The following is a 14,749-nucleotide window of genomic DNA, read 5'->3' on the forward strand; positions in this document are numbered from 1 at the left end:
GCCGTGGTCAAGGGAAGCGGGTGCCGCAGAGGCAGATCGCGGATCCGTGCCGGCCGGAATCCCACGCCGGGCAGCACGACGACCGCCCGGTCGCCGATCCGGGCCAGCCAGAGTTGCCGGCTTTGCGTGAGCAGGCCGGTCGCGTAGCGGCGCAGCCGGAAGTGCGCCCAGCGGCCGTCGGGAGCCGGACCGCGAACCGCCGGCCCTTGGTGGTCTGCTCGGTGGTTTTCTCGGTGGCGTCGACTGTTTCGAGCGGCTTGGTGAACAGCCGCGTCAGCAACCGGTTCAGCGCGATCCGCCGGCCGCTGAGCAGGAAGGCCGTGCCGAGGGCGTGACCGAGCAGCACGACGTCGGCGACGTCGACCCGGCCGTCCGCGAACACGAGCGCGATCGCGGCCACCGCGGCCACAACGGCGGTCGCCAGGCGCCGCACGGCTTTGCGTCGGGCTCGGGCGAGGAGCTCACCGAGGAATGGCAGCTGCGCGGCCGGCGTGGTGGGGTCGGGTTGCCAGCCGGTCACGGTGTTCCTGCCTTCACTTTGACCACCTTCAGACGAGCTTCCCCGGACACCGGGTAGCCGGGCACGCCGACGCGCACCCGTCCGGGCTTGGCGGGGCCAAACGTCCAGAGCGTGCGGGATGCGTGCACGTTGAGCGCGAGCGAGGGCTGGGCTTTCGGCAGGCGGATGTGGATGGTCCGGCCGTCGGGCAGCTGCGCCAGGCTCTTGGCGACGGCCAGCTCGGTCCAGGTGTCGGCGCGGTACGACGTCGTCATGCGCACGGCGCCGACGGCGAAGCGGATCGCGCAGAGGACGCCGACCACTGCGCAGGAGGTGGCCACGATGAGGAGCAGCAGCTGGACGACGGCATCGGGCCCGCCGGCGCCGCGGTGCGCGAAGATCCAGTAAACGCTCCAGCCGGCGAGCCCGGCGAGGACCGCGTAGACCGCGACGACCAGCCAGCTGCTTCGGACCGCGGCCCGGCGGACCGCGGCGAGCACGGGGTCGAGCCGCGGCGGGACGAACTCCCGCGGCACGACCGGGAGCTCCCGGCCACCGGCCATGGGCTCGTCCCGAATGGTTCCCTGGTGCAGAGCCGCAGTTCCAGGCACGGCGACCAGCGCCTGGTCGCCGCTCCGGACGAGCCACAGCCGTCGCTCGCCGGCGAGCTGAACGCGCATTCCGGCGGACAGCCGGAAGTGCAGCCATCGGCCGTCGGGCAATCGCGCGGCGACTTTCTTGCGACGGGCGGCAAGGCCGTCCGGCGGGACGGTCATCTGCTCGTAGGCGAGGTCGGGGTGCCACTGGAACTTGGCTCCCCAGACGAGCCCGCTGACCGCGCCGCGCCCGAGCTGCACCACGATGACGCCGCCGAGGTAGATCACCAGCACCGGCGCGGCCAGGCCGATGTCGATCCAGAGGCAGACGATTCCCACGGCCACCAAAAGTGCGCCGAGCACCGTGAACAGCAGGGACATGCGCACGTTGCGGAAGAGCTTTCCGGGGTGCAGCTGCGCCGCGGAGGTTTTCGGATCGGGTTCCCAGACGCTGGTCATGTTCTCCCCAGATGGCGGTACTGATCACCGACTATTCGCCACTTGTGCGGGGTGCGTTACGGATCGGGTCTTCCCTTCTCGCCGGTATTCAGGTTAGGCTCACCTAAGTAGGAGGTGACCCGTGACCGAGGCCCCGACATCCGTCCGCCGCCCGCCCGCGCCGAACCCCGCCGAGCGGGCCAAGACGATCGCGACGCGCAACGGACCGGCGACGATCATGCCGACCGTAGAGCGCGCCGATTTCGAGGCCGAGCGCGTGGTGCCCGTGCTGCACCACGTGCACCACAGCGGCAGCGTCAGCATCCTTTTGCCCGACGAGCACCCGATGGTGCGCACGTCGCGGCAGACTCAGCGCGGCGAGCTCGCCGTCATGGTCGAGCTCGCCGACCACGCCCCGGTGGACCTGCGGGAACCCATCCGCGGCCTGCTGTGGATAACCGGGTGGCTCCGGCCACTCTCGGCGGTTTCGGCGCGCGCCCGCGCCGTGTCGATCGCCGAGCAGCGGCCGGACGAGCGGCTCCTGGACGTCGGCCACGGCCTGACGCTCCTGCGCCTCACCCCCGCCTCCCTGGTCCTGGCCGACGCGGAGGGCACGCACTCACTGCGGCCGCACATGTTCAGCGCGGCGCCGCCGGACCCGTTCCACAGCTACGAGGCCGAGTGGCTGCGCCACCTGGAGAGCGACCATTCGGACGTCGTGAAGCAGCTCGCGCAGCACCTGCCGCCGGGCCTGCAGCACGGGCGCATTCGTCCGCTCGGCCTCGACCGCTACGGCCTGCGCCTGCGCGTCGAGTCCGACACCGGCGACCACGACGTGCGCCTGGCGTTCTCGGAGCCGATCGACAGCCCGCCCAAGCTGGCCGCCGAGCTCCGCCGGCTGGTCGGCTGCCCGTTTCTCCGCCAGCAACACCGCTCCGACTGAGGCCCACCTCGTGGGGATGGTTCGTCGGCCATCCCCATGTGGACATGTCGAGTGATTCACCTGTGGACAACTCGCGTTCATCCCCATGGGGACAGCCCGGCACTTGTCCCCATGGGGAGGAGTTGGGTCTGGGGACAAGTCGTGGGAGTTCGTTGGGTCCGACCCGGCCAGCCGCGGCGAGCCCCATGGCCGACCGACGAAGGTCAGGTTCGACCGAGCGGACTACCGACAAGCCACCGCGCAGACCGGTTTCCGGCTGGGTTCGACCCAACCGGAAACGGATCGAGCCCGCCCCGGCGAAGCCAGATCCGAGCGAGGTCCGACCGGGAACCCGGAACCAGGGCGCGGTCTAACGAACCTCGCCGGGGTTCGACCCAAGGGCCCGGAGAGGCACCGCGAAGCCGGATGCAGTCCAATGAATTCAGGTCCGGCCCACCGAGCCGTGCCCAGCCCTAGAGCCAAGCGATGGGAGTTAGGTCCGACCCAACCGGCCATCTCAGGCGCAGAACCGAGCCGTGGAAGTTGGGTCCGACCTAACCCGGCCTTCCTCAGGCGCAGAACCGAGCGATGGGAATTGGGTCCGGCCCAGCGGACTATCCACAGCGCGGGACGCAAGGAGCTCCTGCCCGGCGGAAGCCGGCCCCACACACGACAAAGGCCGGCCCCACCTCAGTGGAGCCGGCCCGGTCGCGCCAAGCGCGAAACCTCAGTCGTCCGCCAGTTCCGGCGGGAAGCCGCCCGTGGCGATGGGGCCCCAGCGGTCGATAGTGACGCGGATGAGGCTCTTGCCCTGCTTGCGCATGGCTTCGCGGTACTCGTCCCAGTCGGGGTGTTCACCGGAGATGCTGCGGAAGTAGTCGACGAGCGGTTCGACGGAGTCGGGCAGGTCGATGACCTCGGCGGTGCCGTCGACCTGGACCCAGGGGCCGTTCCACTCGTCCGACAGGACACAGACCGAAACGGCAGCCGAACGCCGCAGGTTCGCGACCTTCGCCCGCTTCGGGTAGGTCGCGATCACGATCCGGCCCTCCGCGTCGACGCCGCACGTGTTCGGGGAGAGCTGGGGCCGCCCATCGGCGCGAGTGGTGACGAGGATCGCGTGGTGGCGGGGCTTCAGGAACTCGACCAGCGCGTCGCGGTCGACCTTCGTGTTGGTGGCGATAGTCCGAGGCATACCCCGAAGGTAGCGTGCGCTCATGAGCACGACAGAGCGATCGGGCATCAGGTCCTGGCTGCTGCCCCTTCCGCCCGATTCGCCCGCCCCGATCGTGGACGAGAAGGAGCGCCGGGCCGTCAAGTTCGAGCTGGTGCTCGTCTTCGGCATCACGCTCGGCCTCTCTGGCGCACGCAGCCTGCTGTCCCTTGTGGACTCCCTGCTGCGCCCGGTCCCGCTGGCGCAGCAACAGGTGCAGCTCAACGTCCCCCAGGCCGCCGCCAGCCTCCTGGACCTGCTGCAGCAGCTGCTCAACGCCCTGCAGCTCGTCAGCTGGGGCGTCCTCGGCCTGTACCTGCTGTGGCGCGCCGGCCTCAAGATCCGCGACATCGGCCTCGACCGCAGCTCCCCCAGCTCCGACGCACTGATCACCCTCGGCCTCGCCGCCGTGATCGGGATTCCCGGGCTGGGCCTGTACTTCCTCTCCTACCACCTCGGCTTCAGCCTCGCGGTGCAACCGTCCACATTGGGCGACACGTGGTGGCGCCCGATCGCGCTCACGCTCTCGGCGTTCGGCAACGCGTTCGCCGAAGAAGTGCTCGTGATCGGTTACCTGCTCACGCGGCTGCGCCAGCTCGGCGTCCGTGAGAACAATTCGCTCGTGGGCGCCGCGGTGCTGCGTGGCTCGTACCACCTGTACCAGGGGTTCGGCGGGTTCGTCGGCAACTTCGTCATGGGCCTGGTGTTCGGCCGCATCTGGCAACGCACCAACCGGCTGTGGCCGCTGGTCGCCGCGCACACCCTTTTCGACGTGGTGTCTTTCGTCGGTTATTCACTCCTCAAAGGCCATCTTTCCTGGCTCCCCTGACGCGCGCTCATTAGGCTCGACCTCGTGAACGACGTGACGGCACCGCCCAGGGTGGACAGCGAAGTCGGACCCCTTCGTGCGGTTCTCCTGCACCGGCCGGGAAACGAGCTCAAAAGGCTCACGCCCCGCAACAACGACCAGCTCCTCTTCGACTCCATCCCGTGGGTGGACCGGGCCCAGCAAGAGCACGACGCGTTCGCGGAAGTGCTCCGCGGCCGCGGCGTCGAAGTGCTCCTGCTGGCGGACACCTTGCGCACGGCGCTGGAGGACAGCCGCGCGCACACCGCGGGCGTCCACGCGGCTGTGGATGAACTGCGTCTCGGCGCCGATCTCGCCGATTCGCTGCGCTCGCACCTGAGCGGCGTCGACGCGAGCACGCTCGCCGAGGTCCTGATGGCGGGCATGACGTTCGAGGAGCTGCCGTCGTCGGAGGGCTCGTCGCTGGTGCGGATGATGCGCGACCCGCACGAGTTCGCCGTCGATCCGCTGCCGAACCTGCTGTTCACGCGCGACTCGTCGGCGTGGATCGGCGACCGCGTGGCGATCTCGTCGCTGACCATGCCCGCGCGGAGGCGCGAAACGGCTGTGCTCGACCTCGTCTACGCCTACCACCCGCGCTTCCGCCACGCGGCGCGCGCGTACGGCGCCCACTCCGCGCCCATCGAAGGTGGCGACGTGATGTTGCTGGCCCCGGGCGTGCTGGCCATCGGCGTCGGCGAGCGCACCACGCCGGCGGGCGCGGAGTCGCTCGCGCGCTCGGTGTTCGCCGACGGCCTCGCGCACACCGTGCTCGCCGTGCCGATCGAGCAGACCCGCGCGACGATGCACCTGGACACGGTGTGCACCATGGTCGCGGCCGACGCCGTCGTGATGTACCCGCTCGCGCGCGATTCACTCACCGCGTTCACCGTGCGTCCCACCGGCGACGGCGGGGTGAAAGTCGCGGGGCCGGCGCCATTCTTGAGCGCCACCGCCGAGGCGATGGGCATCGACCGCCTGCGCGTGATCGACACGGGCCTCGATCCCGTGACCGCCGAACGCGAGCAATGGGACGACGGCAACAACACCCTCGCGCTGGCCCCCGGAGTCGTCGTCGGGTACGAGCGCAACTTCGAGACCAACGAACGCCTGGCCGACGCCGGGATCGAGGTCCTCGCCATCGCCGGATCCGAACTGGGATCAGGTCGCGGCGGCCCGCGTTGCATGTCGTGCCCGATCGTACGGGACACGATATAAAGCGAAGTTAGCCTTCCCTAAATGAACGAAATCAATTAAGGGAAGGCTAACCAAAATAAGGGAGTATTTCTTTAGGAATGGTAACCCTAATAGGGTGGAGATCACCAGGTAAAAGTGGAAATTAATCGAGAGTTGTCGTACCGTCATTGACATGGCCCTCACGAAGAAAGAACCGCGCTCGAAGTTCTACGAACTGCTGCAGGCGCAGATCCACAACGAGTTCCACGCGTCCCAGCAGTACATCGCGCTGGCGGTCTGGTTCGACAACGAGGACCTGCCGCAGCTCGCGAAGCACTTCTACAAGCAGTCGGTGGAAGAGCGGAACCACGCGATGGCGCTCGTGCAGTACATGCTCGACCGCGACCACCACGTGGAGGTGCCGGGCGTGAAGGACGTCCGCAACGAGTTCTCCGCCCCGCTTGAGCTCCTCGAGCTCGCGCTGGAGCAGGAGAAGGAGGTCGCCGCCGACGTCTCCGCGCTGGCGAAGGCCGCGCGGGCCGAAGAGGACTACATCAGCGAGCAGTTCACGCAGTGGTTCCTCAAGGAGCAGGTCGAGGAGATCTCCCAGATGTCCACGCTGGTCACCGTCGCGCGCCGCGCGGGTGACAACGTGTACGAGATCGAGAAGTTCCTCCACCGCGAGTCCGTCGGCGCGCCCACCGCGGACGCCGGCATGCCCCCCGTCGCGGGCGGCGCTCTGTAAGGCTGCCGTTCATCCGGCCAGTCAGCGGGCGCTGTCACCATCAGGCCAGCCATCGCGGAGCCCGGGTTGTCCCCTTGTGGACAACCCGGGCTCCGTCGTTTTGTCGGCACGCGAGACGTGCCGGGCACCGGCGGGTCATGTCGCCGACAGTCGGCTGGCCGGTTCAGGCGCTAGGTCAGACCCACCCGGCCGTCCACAACGCCAGGCCCATGCGAACACCAGCAGCACTGCGCGCGACCGGACCGGGGTTCAGTGGGTCCGACCCACCCACAACCCCAGGCCCATCCAAACACCAGCAGCCCTGCACACAGCCGGACCGGGTTTCATTGGGTCCGACCCACCCAGCCGCCCACAACGCCAGATCCATGCGAACACCAGCAGCACTGCGCGCGACCGGACCGGAGTTCAGTGGGTCCGACCCACCCAGCCATCCACAACGCCAGGCCCATGCGAACACCAGCAGCGCTGCGCGCGGACGGACCGGGGTTCAGTGCGTCCGACCTATCCAGCTATCCAACCGTCCATAAAGTCGCCCACACAGCGGCAGCCACGCCAACTCCACCAGCACCCTCGAGGACTCACTAGGTCGGACCCGCGCAACTCATCCGCACCGCCCGCGCACCAAGAGCCCATGGCATCGGTCGGCGCGAGCGACCAGCGATTCGCTGGGTCGGGCGTAGCCAGTCATCAACAGCAGACCGGACCGCAGCACCTCTGCGTGTGGCGAGCCAAGGGTTGTCAGGTCAGGCCTACCCGGCTGTCCACAAGGGCGGCGGCCCATTCCGAACGAATTGGGTTCGACCTACCCAGCTGCTCACGAAGGCGGAGGGCGGATGGCAGCTCGTTAGGTCGGGCCCATCGAGCCGTCGCCAGTTGCCCACAGGGGCCCGGACAGAGAGGAACCCGAGCTCTCCCCCTGTGGATAGCCCGGGTTCCCCGGTCGGCGCCAGGCTCAGCCGGCGCAGGTCTGGTTGACGGAGCGGACGTCGAGGCTCGAGACGGAGCCGTCGTCGGCGAGGGTGAAGTGGTAGGCGCCCTCGTCGCCTGTCGGAGCTACCAACTCGTCGGAGGCCTGGGATGTTCCCGGGTACGCGGTGGTCACGTCTTCCTTCGCCGAGCCCTCGCCGACGCCCTCGGGCGTGTGGGCGGCGCCGGCCGGTTTCACGACGACCACGCCGGCGTCCGGCGAAACCACGGCAGTCGCGGCGGGGACGCCCGCACCGGCGACGTCGTAGTAGGTGCAGCCGGCTGATTCCTTGACCTGCGTCAGCGTCAGGCCCGACTCGGCCAGCTGCTCCTCCGTCATCCCGAGCTTCAAGACCCCGAGACCGTCCGCCGTCAGCAACGGTCCCTTCGTGACCTTGTCCGGCGCGTCACCCCGCGTGACCGCCGGCGGTGGTGAATGCCGCTTCGGCGGAGCGGACGAGAGGTGCGACGGCGCGACCGGAGGGGCAACAGGCGGATCTTCCGCCGCCGGCGGCGAGGCGGAAGTAACCGGCGCGACCGGTGGCGGACCGGACACGTTCGGCACCGTCAGCCGCGAAGCCGTGAAGTCGGCCGCGCCCGTCGTGGCCTGGAACTTGAACACCACCAGCCCACCCGACACCAGCGCGAGCGCGCACACCGCCCCGGATGCCGACATCAGCACCTTCCGCCGCCGCCGTCGACGTCGCGCACCGGCCATAATCGCCGGAGCCGCGTCGGCCGGCGGCGCGACGCCGAGCCGGTCGTCGGAAAAGAGCGTGCGCAGCCGCTGTTCGAGCTCGTCATCGGAGACGTTCAACCTGCTTCGCTCCCTTCTCCGTGCTTCAGCTTCGTCCGCAACGAAGCGATGGCCTTGCTGGCCTGGCTCTTCACCGTCCCCTGGCTGACGCCGAGCGCTTCCGCGATCTCAGCCTCGGACAGTCCTTCGTAGTAACGCAGCACCACCACCGCGCGTTGCCTCGGCGGCAGATTTCGCAGCGCCTGCCACAGCGGCTCGTGCTCGAACGGGTCGTCCGACGCGCACGGGCTCGTGTCCGGCAGGTCCGCGACGAGGTTCTCCCGACGCGTGCGTCTCCACCGGCTGACGTGCGCGTTGGCCATCGAGCGCCGCACGTACGCGAGCGGGTCGCCCGTCTTCTGCTGGACGTAGGACCAGCGCGAGCCGATCTTCTCGAGCACGGTCTGCACCAGGTCGGCGGCGTCGTGCGGGTTGCCGGTGAGTGCGTGGCCGTAGCGCAGCAAGCCGGGCAGGCTGGCCGCGACGAAGTCACCGAATTCGGCGAACACCCTGGGCTCGGCCGCCGCGCGCGCGTCCGCGGCCCACGTCGGTTCTCCCCCCGAGATGACAGGTGCCGCTGCCGTCACCAAATCGCCCCCTCTCCGGATGAGATCGCCGCGCACCGCGTCCTCGTCATCCCCCAAACGCATGGCAGCCCCCGCAGGTTGTCCAGCTCTCGCGACTACTTTCCGTGAACGTCCACGCGATTCAGCGCACGGAGAGCGACTCGGGCAGCTTCAACGAACCGTCCGCGCCTGATGGGAAGTCGTGTACCGCGACCACAGCGTTTCGCGGGATCGGCCCGTAAATGTGCGGGAAGAGGATTCCGTCGGGGTGCGGCGGGGCGCCGTCCTCCCAGACCACGCGCGCATCGACCCGCGTGGGGTCGATCTCGAGCAGCACGAGGTCGGTGCGGCCGCGGTAGAGCGCGTTCGCGGGCAAGCTGACGGTGCCGGGGTCGGAGCAGTGGATGAACCCGATGTCGGCGAGCGAAGGCGCGGCGTAGTCGCCGGCCTCGGGCACGGCGGCCCACTCGTCGCGGGAACAGATGTGCAGGATCACCCCGACGATCGTGCCACCGCGGGGACACGTCGAGGTACGGGTTTACCCGGTGAGCGGGTGTGACTTCAACGCTGTGATCAACGCTGTGGAAGTTCGGCGTCGAACTTCCACAGCGTTGTTCACTAGCGGATCGTGAGCTGGCGGCCGATGAGGCCGTCGCGGGCGCGGCGCTCGGTGGCGTTGAGCGGCTCGGCGTCGAGCGACTTCAGCGCCTCCTCGAGCCGGGCGCCGAGCTGGTCCTTGGCTTCGGCCCATTCGCGCGCGTGCGCTTCGGGGTCGAGGTCCCACACCGGGACGAGCAGGCCGTGGGCGCGGAACGAACCCGCATACCGCGTGCCCTCGCCGAGGCCCAAAGTGCCGGCCGCGGACAGGCGCGCAAGCGCTTGCAGCAGCAGGTTCTCCGGCTCGGGACGGACCCAGCGCAGGTGCGCCTTCTCACCGGCGAGCACCCAGTACGCACCGGTGCCGAGGCGCTCGGTGGGCATGATGGCGGCATTGGCGCGCTCGAGGGACACCGCGACGTCGCCGCTCGCGTCCGCGTCCTCGGGCAGCCACCAGCCGAAGTCGCTGTGGAGCGTGAGCTCCAGCTCGGCGGCGGGCGCGAGCAGGTCCTGCAGGCGGTTGTGCTCGTCCGGGTCGGTCGGCGTGGTCGTGTCCGGCACGGATAGGACGTCGCCCGGCTTCGCGTCGAGCACCCAGCGCAGCGACCGGCCGAGGTCGCGGCTGATGTCCGACGACCGCGTCTGCACCTGCAGCCCGAGGTAGCGCTGCCCGTCGGAGCGGACGAACGCCGCGGCCGCCATGGGCAGCACGGTGCCGAGGGTGACGTCGCCGCCGTCGGCGAGCGTGAGCTTCGCCGTGGCCGACGGCACGAACTCGCGCAACGCGATCAGCTCCGGCTCCGCGGCCAGACCTTCGAAGGGCTGCCCGACGAAAACGTCGCGCACCTTCGGTTTGCGGTCCGGCTTGGGACCCTTCTTCCGTGCGCCTTTACCCACTTCAGCCTCCTCAAAGCTCGACGCCAGACGCTATCGAAGCGGGGGCCGCCTGAAGCGTTCGGGTTACTAATCCGGCCAAAAGTAGGCCGGCCCCCGCGCGGCACGTATCCGTTGCTACAGAGCCATTCGGCCTGTGACTGTGGTCGAATTGGTAACGATCGGCACAGTAGAGTCGGCTCGTGTTCGACGCTTCCGATCCCGCCTTCCTCGCCGACCCGTATCCCGCGTTCGCCGCGCTGCGCGCCGAGGGCGAGGTGCACCACCACAATGGGCTCGACCTGGCGATCACGGTCTCGCACGCCGCGTCGGCCGCCGTGCTGCGCCACCGCGGGCTGGGCCGGATCTGGACGGACGCGCTGCCGCTCGAGCGGTTCGCGTCGTTCAACCTGCTGCACCGCAACTCCTTACTCGAGAACGAACCGCCGGCCCACACGCGGCTGCGGCGCGTGATCGCGGGCGAGTTCGGGCGTGGCCACGTGCATCGGCTGCAGCCGATGGTCGCGGCGCTCGCTTCGTCCATGGTGGACACATTGGCGGGCAAGATCGAGGCCGACGGTAGCGCTGACCTGCTGGAACACCTCGCGCAGCCGTTGCCGGTGGCCGTGATCGCGGAGCTGCTCGGCATCCCGGTGGAGGACGGGCCGCGGCTGGTGGCGTGGAGCAACGCCATCGTGAAGATGTACGAGTTCGGCCTGCCCGAAGCGGGCCGCGACGCCGCCGAGCAGGCCGCGGCCGACTTCGTCTCGTACCTGCGCTCGGTGGTGAGCGGGACGCCGGGCGGGATCGTGGCTGACCTGGTGGCCAGCGAGCTCACGCCGGACGAGGTCGTGGCCACCGCCGTGCTGCTGCTGATGGCGGGGCACGAGGCGACGGTGAACGTGATCGGCAACGGGGTGCTGGCGCTGCTGACTTACCGGTCCGAGTGGGAGCGACTTGGGTCGGACCCAAGTTTGCTCGACTCGACTGTGGAAGAACTGATCCGGTTCGACGCGCCGCTGCAGCTGTTCGAGCGCACGGCGACTGAGGATGTGGAGATCGCCGGGTACCGGGTGGCGCGCGGCGCGAAGATCGGCGCACTACTGGGGGCGGCGGCGCGGGATCCTCGCGTGTTCGATTCGCCGGATGTGCTGGACATCGGACGCTCGCCGAACGCGCATCTCGGTTTCGGGATGGGGATCCACTACTGCGTGGGGGCCCCGTTGGCTCGGGTGGAGATCGCGGCGGCGTTGTCGGCGCTTTCCACGCGGCTGCCGGGGTTGCGGCTGGCGGCCGAGCCGGAGAGGCGGCCGGAGTTCGTGATCCGGGGGTTGAGGACGCTGCCGGTGACGGTTTGATCGGTTCTTGCTGATCAAGCTGGGTTCTTGCTGGTCGATGGGTCAGCGGAGGCCCGCGAAGAGGTCGTCTTCGTGGGTGTACGGGGTGGCGCCGACGAGGTGGTACTCCTCCCAGGGCCACGCGGCGCGTTCGACGTCGCGCGAGTGGTGGAAGAACGGGTGGGCCGGGTCGGCCTGGGTGGCGTGGGCTTTGAGGGCGCGGTCGCGGGTGTCGAAGTACTGCTCGCAGCGGATTCTCGTGGTGGCGCGAAGGCGGTCGGGCGGGAGCTCGTCGAGGACCGGGCCCATCTGTGACTCGAGGCCGGCGGCGAGTGTGGCGTCGTGCATGGCCTGGAACCACGCGCGGCTGAGGGTGGCCTGGTAGTAGAGCTTGCGCGGAGTGCCGTCGTCGGTCGCGGCGAAGGCGGCGCGGGTGACTTCGTGGGTCCGGATGTGGTCGGGGTGTGGATAACCGCCGGTCTCGTCGTAGGTGATCACGCCCTGTGGACGGAATCCGCGGAGCAGGTCCGCCAGGGGCTTGGCGGCGTCCTCAATGGACAGTTTCGCGAAGCAGCCTTCGGGTAACGGCTGGTCGAGGCCGGAGTCGACGTGCCCCAGGAACCGTTGGCGCACACCCAGAATCTCCGCGGCGGCGGCCATCTCGCGTCTGCGGATGGCGGGGAGGTCCCTGTGGATGGCCGGGGTGTTCAGCGCTGGGTTGAGCACATCGCCGCGTTCGCCGCCGGTGCAGGTGGCCACGAGGACGTCGACGCCTTCGGAGGCGTAGCGGGCGAGGGTGGCGGCGCCCTTGCTGGATTCGTCGTCGGGATGGGCGTGGACGGCGAGCAGGCGCAGGGTCATCGGTGTCCCTTCAAGATTGATTAGGTCGGACCTAAGATTAGGTCTCGGCAATTCGCTGGGTCAAGCACAAATTTAGGTCGGACCTAGTATGCTGAGCCGGGTGAGCCTCAGGGAACAGAAGAAGCTTGAGACCAGGCAGAACATCTCGCACGCGGCGACGCGGCTGTTCATCGCGCGGGGGTTCGAGGGGGTGACGATCGCCGAGGTCGCCGAGGAGGCGCGCGTCGCGAAGATGACCGTGACCAACCACTTCGGGCGCAAGGAGGACCTGGTCTTCGACATCCGCAACGACTTCGTCGACTGGCCGGCGAAGCTGGTGCAGCAGGCGCCGTCGAGCACGCCGTTCGCGGCGGTGCGCGACGGGTACTTCGCGGCGCTCGAGGAGCGGAGCGCGCTGCTGGGGTTCGCGGGGATCGAGTTCGTCGGGATGGTGCGGGCCAGCGTGACGCTCATGGCCGCGCTCACGCAGATGCACCTCGACCGGGAGCAGCAGCTCGTCGCCGCCCTGCTGGAACGCGAGGCCCCCGGCAGCGACATCCTCGCGCGCGCGGCGGCGGCGCACCTGACTTCGGTGCTGCGGCTGCTCTTCGACGAGGTCTGGGACCTCACCTACGCCGGCGACGAGGATCTGGTCGCCAAGGTGCGTGAGGCGGCGGCGACAGCGTTCGGGCAGCTCGAACCGGCGCTCGGCTAAGGCTCACCGAGCAGCGCCGACCGGCGCCGGTGCGGCCGGGATCAAGACCACCTGGTCAGCAAGGCCAAGGCCGCGACTAAAACCTTCGCGCAGCCCGGCTGGGACTCTTGGAGAACGGCGCCGGCCGGACCGTGGACAGCGCACCGGGGGCGGCGGCGAAGTGCCGCATGGCTCGATGCGACGGCGGAGGCGGAGGCCTTCGCACAGCTCGAACCGGCGCTCGGCTGAGGTTCAGCGAGCAGCGGTGGCGGTCGGACAACACAGGCAGCAGCGAGCCCCGCGCCAGGGCTGAGGCTCAGGAGAGCTCAGCGAGCGGCCCCGACCGGGCGGGCGTTGTGCAGCTCCGGTTCCGGGGCGCCGTCGACCTTGAGCACGCGCAGCTTGCGCAGGCGGCCGGGGGCGATGGGCATCAGGAGGTCGGAGAAGCGGCGGATGACGAGGGCCGTGGCGATCGCGAGGGCGGCGGCCGTGAGGTCGGTGAGGGCGACGAGGACAACACTGTCCGCCATCGCCTGGACGCCCGGGCGCAGGCGCCAGATGATCGTGACCGCGAGGAGCACCCAGTTGGCCACCCAGGTGCCCCACCAGATGAGGACGAGGCGGGAGGGCTTGGGGCGTTCGTCGCGGGGGCGGCGGAGGACGGCGTGTTCCAGTTCGCCCACCACGGACAGCGCCATGGGCAAGTTCGCAACCGGCACCAGCACGCCGACGAGCACCTGCCACACGGGACGCGCGGGCTCGACGCCGGCCTCGTCGGCGGCGGCGTGGCGGGCGACGAGCAGCCACCACACGGCCAGGCCCGCCGGGAGCAGCGAAAGGATCGTGGTGAGCAGGCCGGCGGTGACCACCAACGCGTCGGAGAACCCGACCACCGAGGTGCTCAGCGCGGAGTCGCGGCTCTGCACCAGCAGGACGTAGCGCCAGATCTCCGACCCCGCCGCGGCGAGGGCGAGGAACACGAACGTCCACAGGATGGTGTTGAGGCTCTGCGCCAGGACCGGGATGCGGTCGATCGCGCGCACCGCGCCGGAGGCCGTGCCGGGCACGGTCGTCGGGCGGCGCCAGACGAGGTTCGGGAAGCCCCAGCGCGGCGGGACCGGGTAGGACGGCGGGCCGGTGTACGGCGTGGTCGCCACGGCGCGCCGCCGGATCACCGAACCGGGCGGGGGCGAGGCGACCCACTTCAAGCGCGGACGTTGCCGCGGAGTGGCGGGGTACTCCGGCGCGGTTCGCTGCACCTGGCCCTGCGGGGCGGCGGTGAACGGTCGCGGCTGGTTGGCCGTTTGACCAGGACCGCCGGCCGGCGGCGCACCGAAACCCGGCACCCAGCCGTCGGGAGACGGCTCACCCTGCCAAGGCGGGTACTGCGCCAGGGCACCGCCTTGCTGGGCAGGTGCGGCGAATCCCGGCTGCTGACCGGCCTCGGCCGGGTAGGCGCCGGGGTGTGGGCCAGCCTGCGCCGGGTGGTTGCCCACCTGCGAGTACCCGCCGGGATGGGCCGGGCCGGCCGAGGGCGAAGAAGAGGGACCAGCGCCGCCTGGCGCGGAGTGCGGCACCCCGGCGTGCGAGGCGGTGTGCTGGTCCGAGGCGCCCGCGGGTGAATCAGGACTGCCGGCCGGCGGC

Annotated in this window: 15 protein-coding genes; 6 read left to right on the top strand and 9 right to left on the bottom strand. The window is 69.8% G+C overall.

Annotated elements, in window-relative coordinates; translation table 11 throughout:
* Positions 1-7: 7 nt before the first annotated feature.
* The gene (locus AB0383_RS00790) at positions 8-520 is read right to left on the bottom strand and encodes a hypothetical protein (protein ID WP_366184286.1); all 513 of its coding nucleotides are present in this window, start codon (positions 518-520) and stop codon (positions 8-10) included.
* Positions 517-1,554: a hypothetical protein gene (locus tag AB0383_RS00795; RefSeq protein WP_364173845.1), complete on the bottom strand. Its 1,038-nt coding sequence runs from the start codon at positions 1,552-1,554 to the stop codon at positions 517-519. The genes AB0383_RS00790 and AB0383_RS00795 overlap by 4 nt, the downstream gene beginning before the upstream one ends.
* A gap of 121 nt (positions 1,555-1,675) precedes the next feature.
* Here AB0383_RS00795 and AB0383_RS00800 point away from each other — a divergent pair, with 121 nt between their 5' ends.
* Positions 1,676-2,476 carry a DUF2470 domain-containing protein gene (locus AB0383_RS00800; protein ID WP_366184289.1) on the top strand — a complete coding sequence of 267 codons (801 nt, stop codon included), beginning with the start codon at positions 1,676-1,678 and terminating at the stop codon, positions 2,474-2,476.
* A 706-nt stretch (positions 2,477-3,182) separates the two neighbouring features.
* Here the strand turns inward: AB0383_RS00800 and AB0383_RS00805 are convergent.
* Entirely contained in the window at positions 3,183-3,650 is a 468-nt protein-coding gene (locus tag AB0383_RS00805; protein WP_364173851.1) for a PPOX class F420-dependent oxidoreductase, read from the bottom strand.
* A 22-nt stretch (positions 3,651-3,672) separates the two neighbouring features.
* On the opposite strand from AB0383_RS00805, the gene AB0383_RS00810 reads away from it, so the two are divergent.
* From AB0383_RS00810 to AB0383_RS00820, 3 genes are all read left to right on the top strand, one after another.
* The gene (locus AB0383_RS00810) at positions 3,673-4,497 is read left to right on the top strand and encodes a CPBP family intramembrane glutamic endopeptidase (protein WP_364173854.1); all 825 of its coding nucleotides are present in this window, start codon (positions 3,673-3,675) and stop codon (positions 4,495-4,497) included.
* A 51-nt stretch (positions 4,498-4,548) separates the two neighbouring features.
* Positions 4,549-5,733, top strand: a complete 1,185-nt coding sequence (locus AB0383_RS00815; RefSeq protein ID WP_366184866.1) for an arginine deiminase — start codon at positions 4,549-4,551, stop codon at positions 5,731-5,733.
* 151 nt (positions 5,734-5,884) lie between these two features.
* On the top strand, positions 5,885-6,436 hold the full coding sequence (locus AB0383_RS00820; protein WP_364173857.1) for a ferritin: 552 nt from the start codon (positions 5,885-5,887) through the stop codon (positions 6,434-6,436).
* A 952-nt stretch (positions 6,437-7,388) separates the two neighbouring features.
* Here AB0383_RS00820 and AB0383_RS00825 read toward each other — a convergent pair.
* The 4 genes from AB0383_RS00825 to AB0383_RS00840 all read right to left on the bottom strand — a co-directional run bounded on the left by AB0383_RS00825 (position 7,389) and on the right by AB0383_RS00840 (position 10,258).
* Entirely contained in the window at positions 7,389-8,219 is an 831-nt protein-coding gene (locus tag AB0383_RS00825) for a hypothetical protein (RefSeq protein ID WP_366184292.1), read from the bottom strand.
* Positions 8,216-8,785 carry a SigE family RNA polymerase sigma factor gene (locus tag AB0383_RS00830; protein WP_366184294.1) on the bottom strand — a complete coding sequence of 190 codons (570 nt, stop codon included), beginning with the start codon at positions 8,783-8,785 and terminating at the stop codon, positions 8,216-8,218. Before AB0383_RS00830 ends, AB0383_RS00825 begins: the two co-directional genes overlap by 4 nt.
* 121 nt (positions 8,786-8,906) lie before the next feature.
* Positions 8,907-9,260 carry a DUF952 domain-containing protein gene (locus AB0383_RS00835; protein ID WP_364173865.1) on the bottom strand — a complete coding sequence of 118 codons (354 nt, stop codon included), beginning with the start codon at positions 9,258-9,260 and terminating at the stop codon, positions 8,907-8,909.
* Between the two features lie 122 nt (positions 9,261-9,382).
* Positions 9,383-10,258 (bottom strand): DUF5926 family protein, encoded by an 876-nt coding sequence (locus AB0383_RS00840; RefSeq protein WP_364173868.1) that lies wholly within the window; start codon positions 10,256-10,258, stop codon positions 9,383-9,385.
* 179 nt (positions 10,259-10,437) lie between these two features.
* On the opposite strand from AB0383_RS00840, the gene AB0383_RS00845 reads away from it, so the two are divergent.
* Positions 10,438-11,592, top strand: a complete 1,155-nt coding sequence (locus AB0383_RS00845) for a cytochrome P450 (RefSeq protein WP_366184297.1) — start codon at positions 10,438-10,440, stop codon at positions 11,590-11,592.
* A 42-nt stretch (positions 11,593-11,634) separates the two neighbouring features.
* Here the strand turns inward: AB0383_RS00845 and mca are convergent, their stop codons facing one another.
* Positions 11,635-12,432: a mycothiol conjugate amidase Mca gene (gene mca, locus AB0383_RS00850; RefSeq protein ID WP_366184299.1), complete on the bottom strand. Its 798-nt coding sequence runs from the start codon at positions 12,430-12,432 to the stop codon at positions 11,635-11,637.
* Between the two features lie 100 nt (positions 12,433-12,532).
* Between mca and AB0383_RS00855 the strand changes: the two genes are divergently transcribed.
* On the top strand, positions 12,533-13,126 hold the full coding sequence (locus AB0383_RS00855) for a TetR/AcrR family transcriptional regulator (RefSeq protein ID WP_366184301.1): 594 nt from the start codon (positions 12,533-12,535) through the stop codon (positions 13,124-13,126).
* A gap of 305 nt (positions 13,127-13,431) precedes the next feature.
* Here AB0383_RS00855 and AB0383_RS00860 read toward each other — a convergent pair whose 3' ends face one another.
* On the bottom strand, positions 13,432-14,364 hold the full coding sequence (locus AB0383_RS00860; RefSeq protein WP_364174211.1) for a DUF4328 domain-containing protein: 933 nt from the start codon (positions 14,362-14,364) through the stop codon (positions 13,432-13,434).
* Positions 14,365-14,749: the final 385 nt, after the last annotated feature.

This window comes from Amycolatopsis sp. NPDC051373 (assembly GCF_040689465.1).
Taxonomy (GTDB): Bacteria; Actinomycetota; Actinomycetes; order Mycobacteriales; family Pseudonocardiaceae; genus Amycolatopsis.

Excerpts from the sequence above, each read along its gene's own strand:
- AB0383_RS00820 (WP_364173857.1), top strand. The coding sequence starts at position 5,885 with ATGGCCCTCACGAAGAAAGAACCGCGCTCGAAGTTCTACGAACTGCTG.
- AB0383_RS00795 (WP_364173845.1), bottom strand. The coding sequence starts at position 1,554 with ATGACCAGCGTCTGGGAACCCGATCCGAAAACCTCCGCGGCGCAGCTG.
- AB0383_RS00805 (WP_364173851.1), bottom strand. The coding sequence starts at position 3,650 with ATGCCTCGGACTATCGCCACCAACACGAAGGTCGACCGCGACGCGCTG.
- AB0383_RS00810 (WP_364173854.1), top strand. The coding sequence starts at position 3,673 with ATGAGCACGACAGAGCGATCGGGCATCAGGTCCTGGCTGCTGCCCCTT.
- mca (WP_366184299.1), bottom strand. The coding sequence starts at position 12,432 with ATGACCCTGCGCCTGCTCGCCGTCCACGCCCATCCCGACGACGAATCC.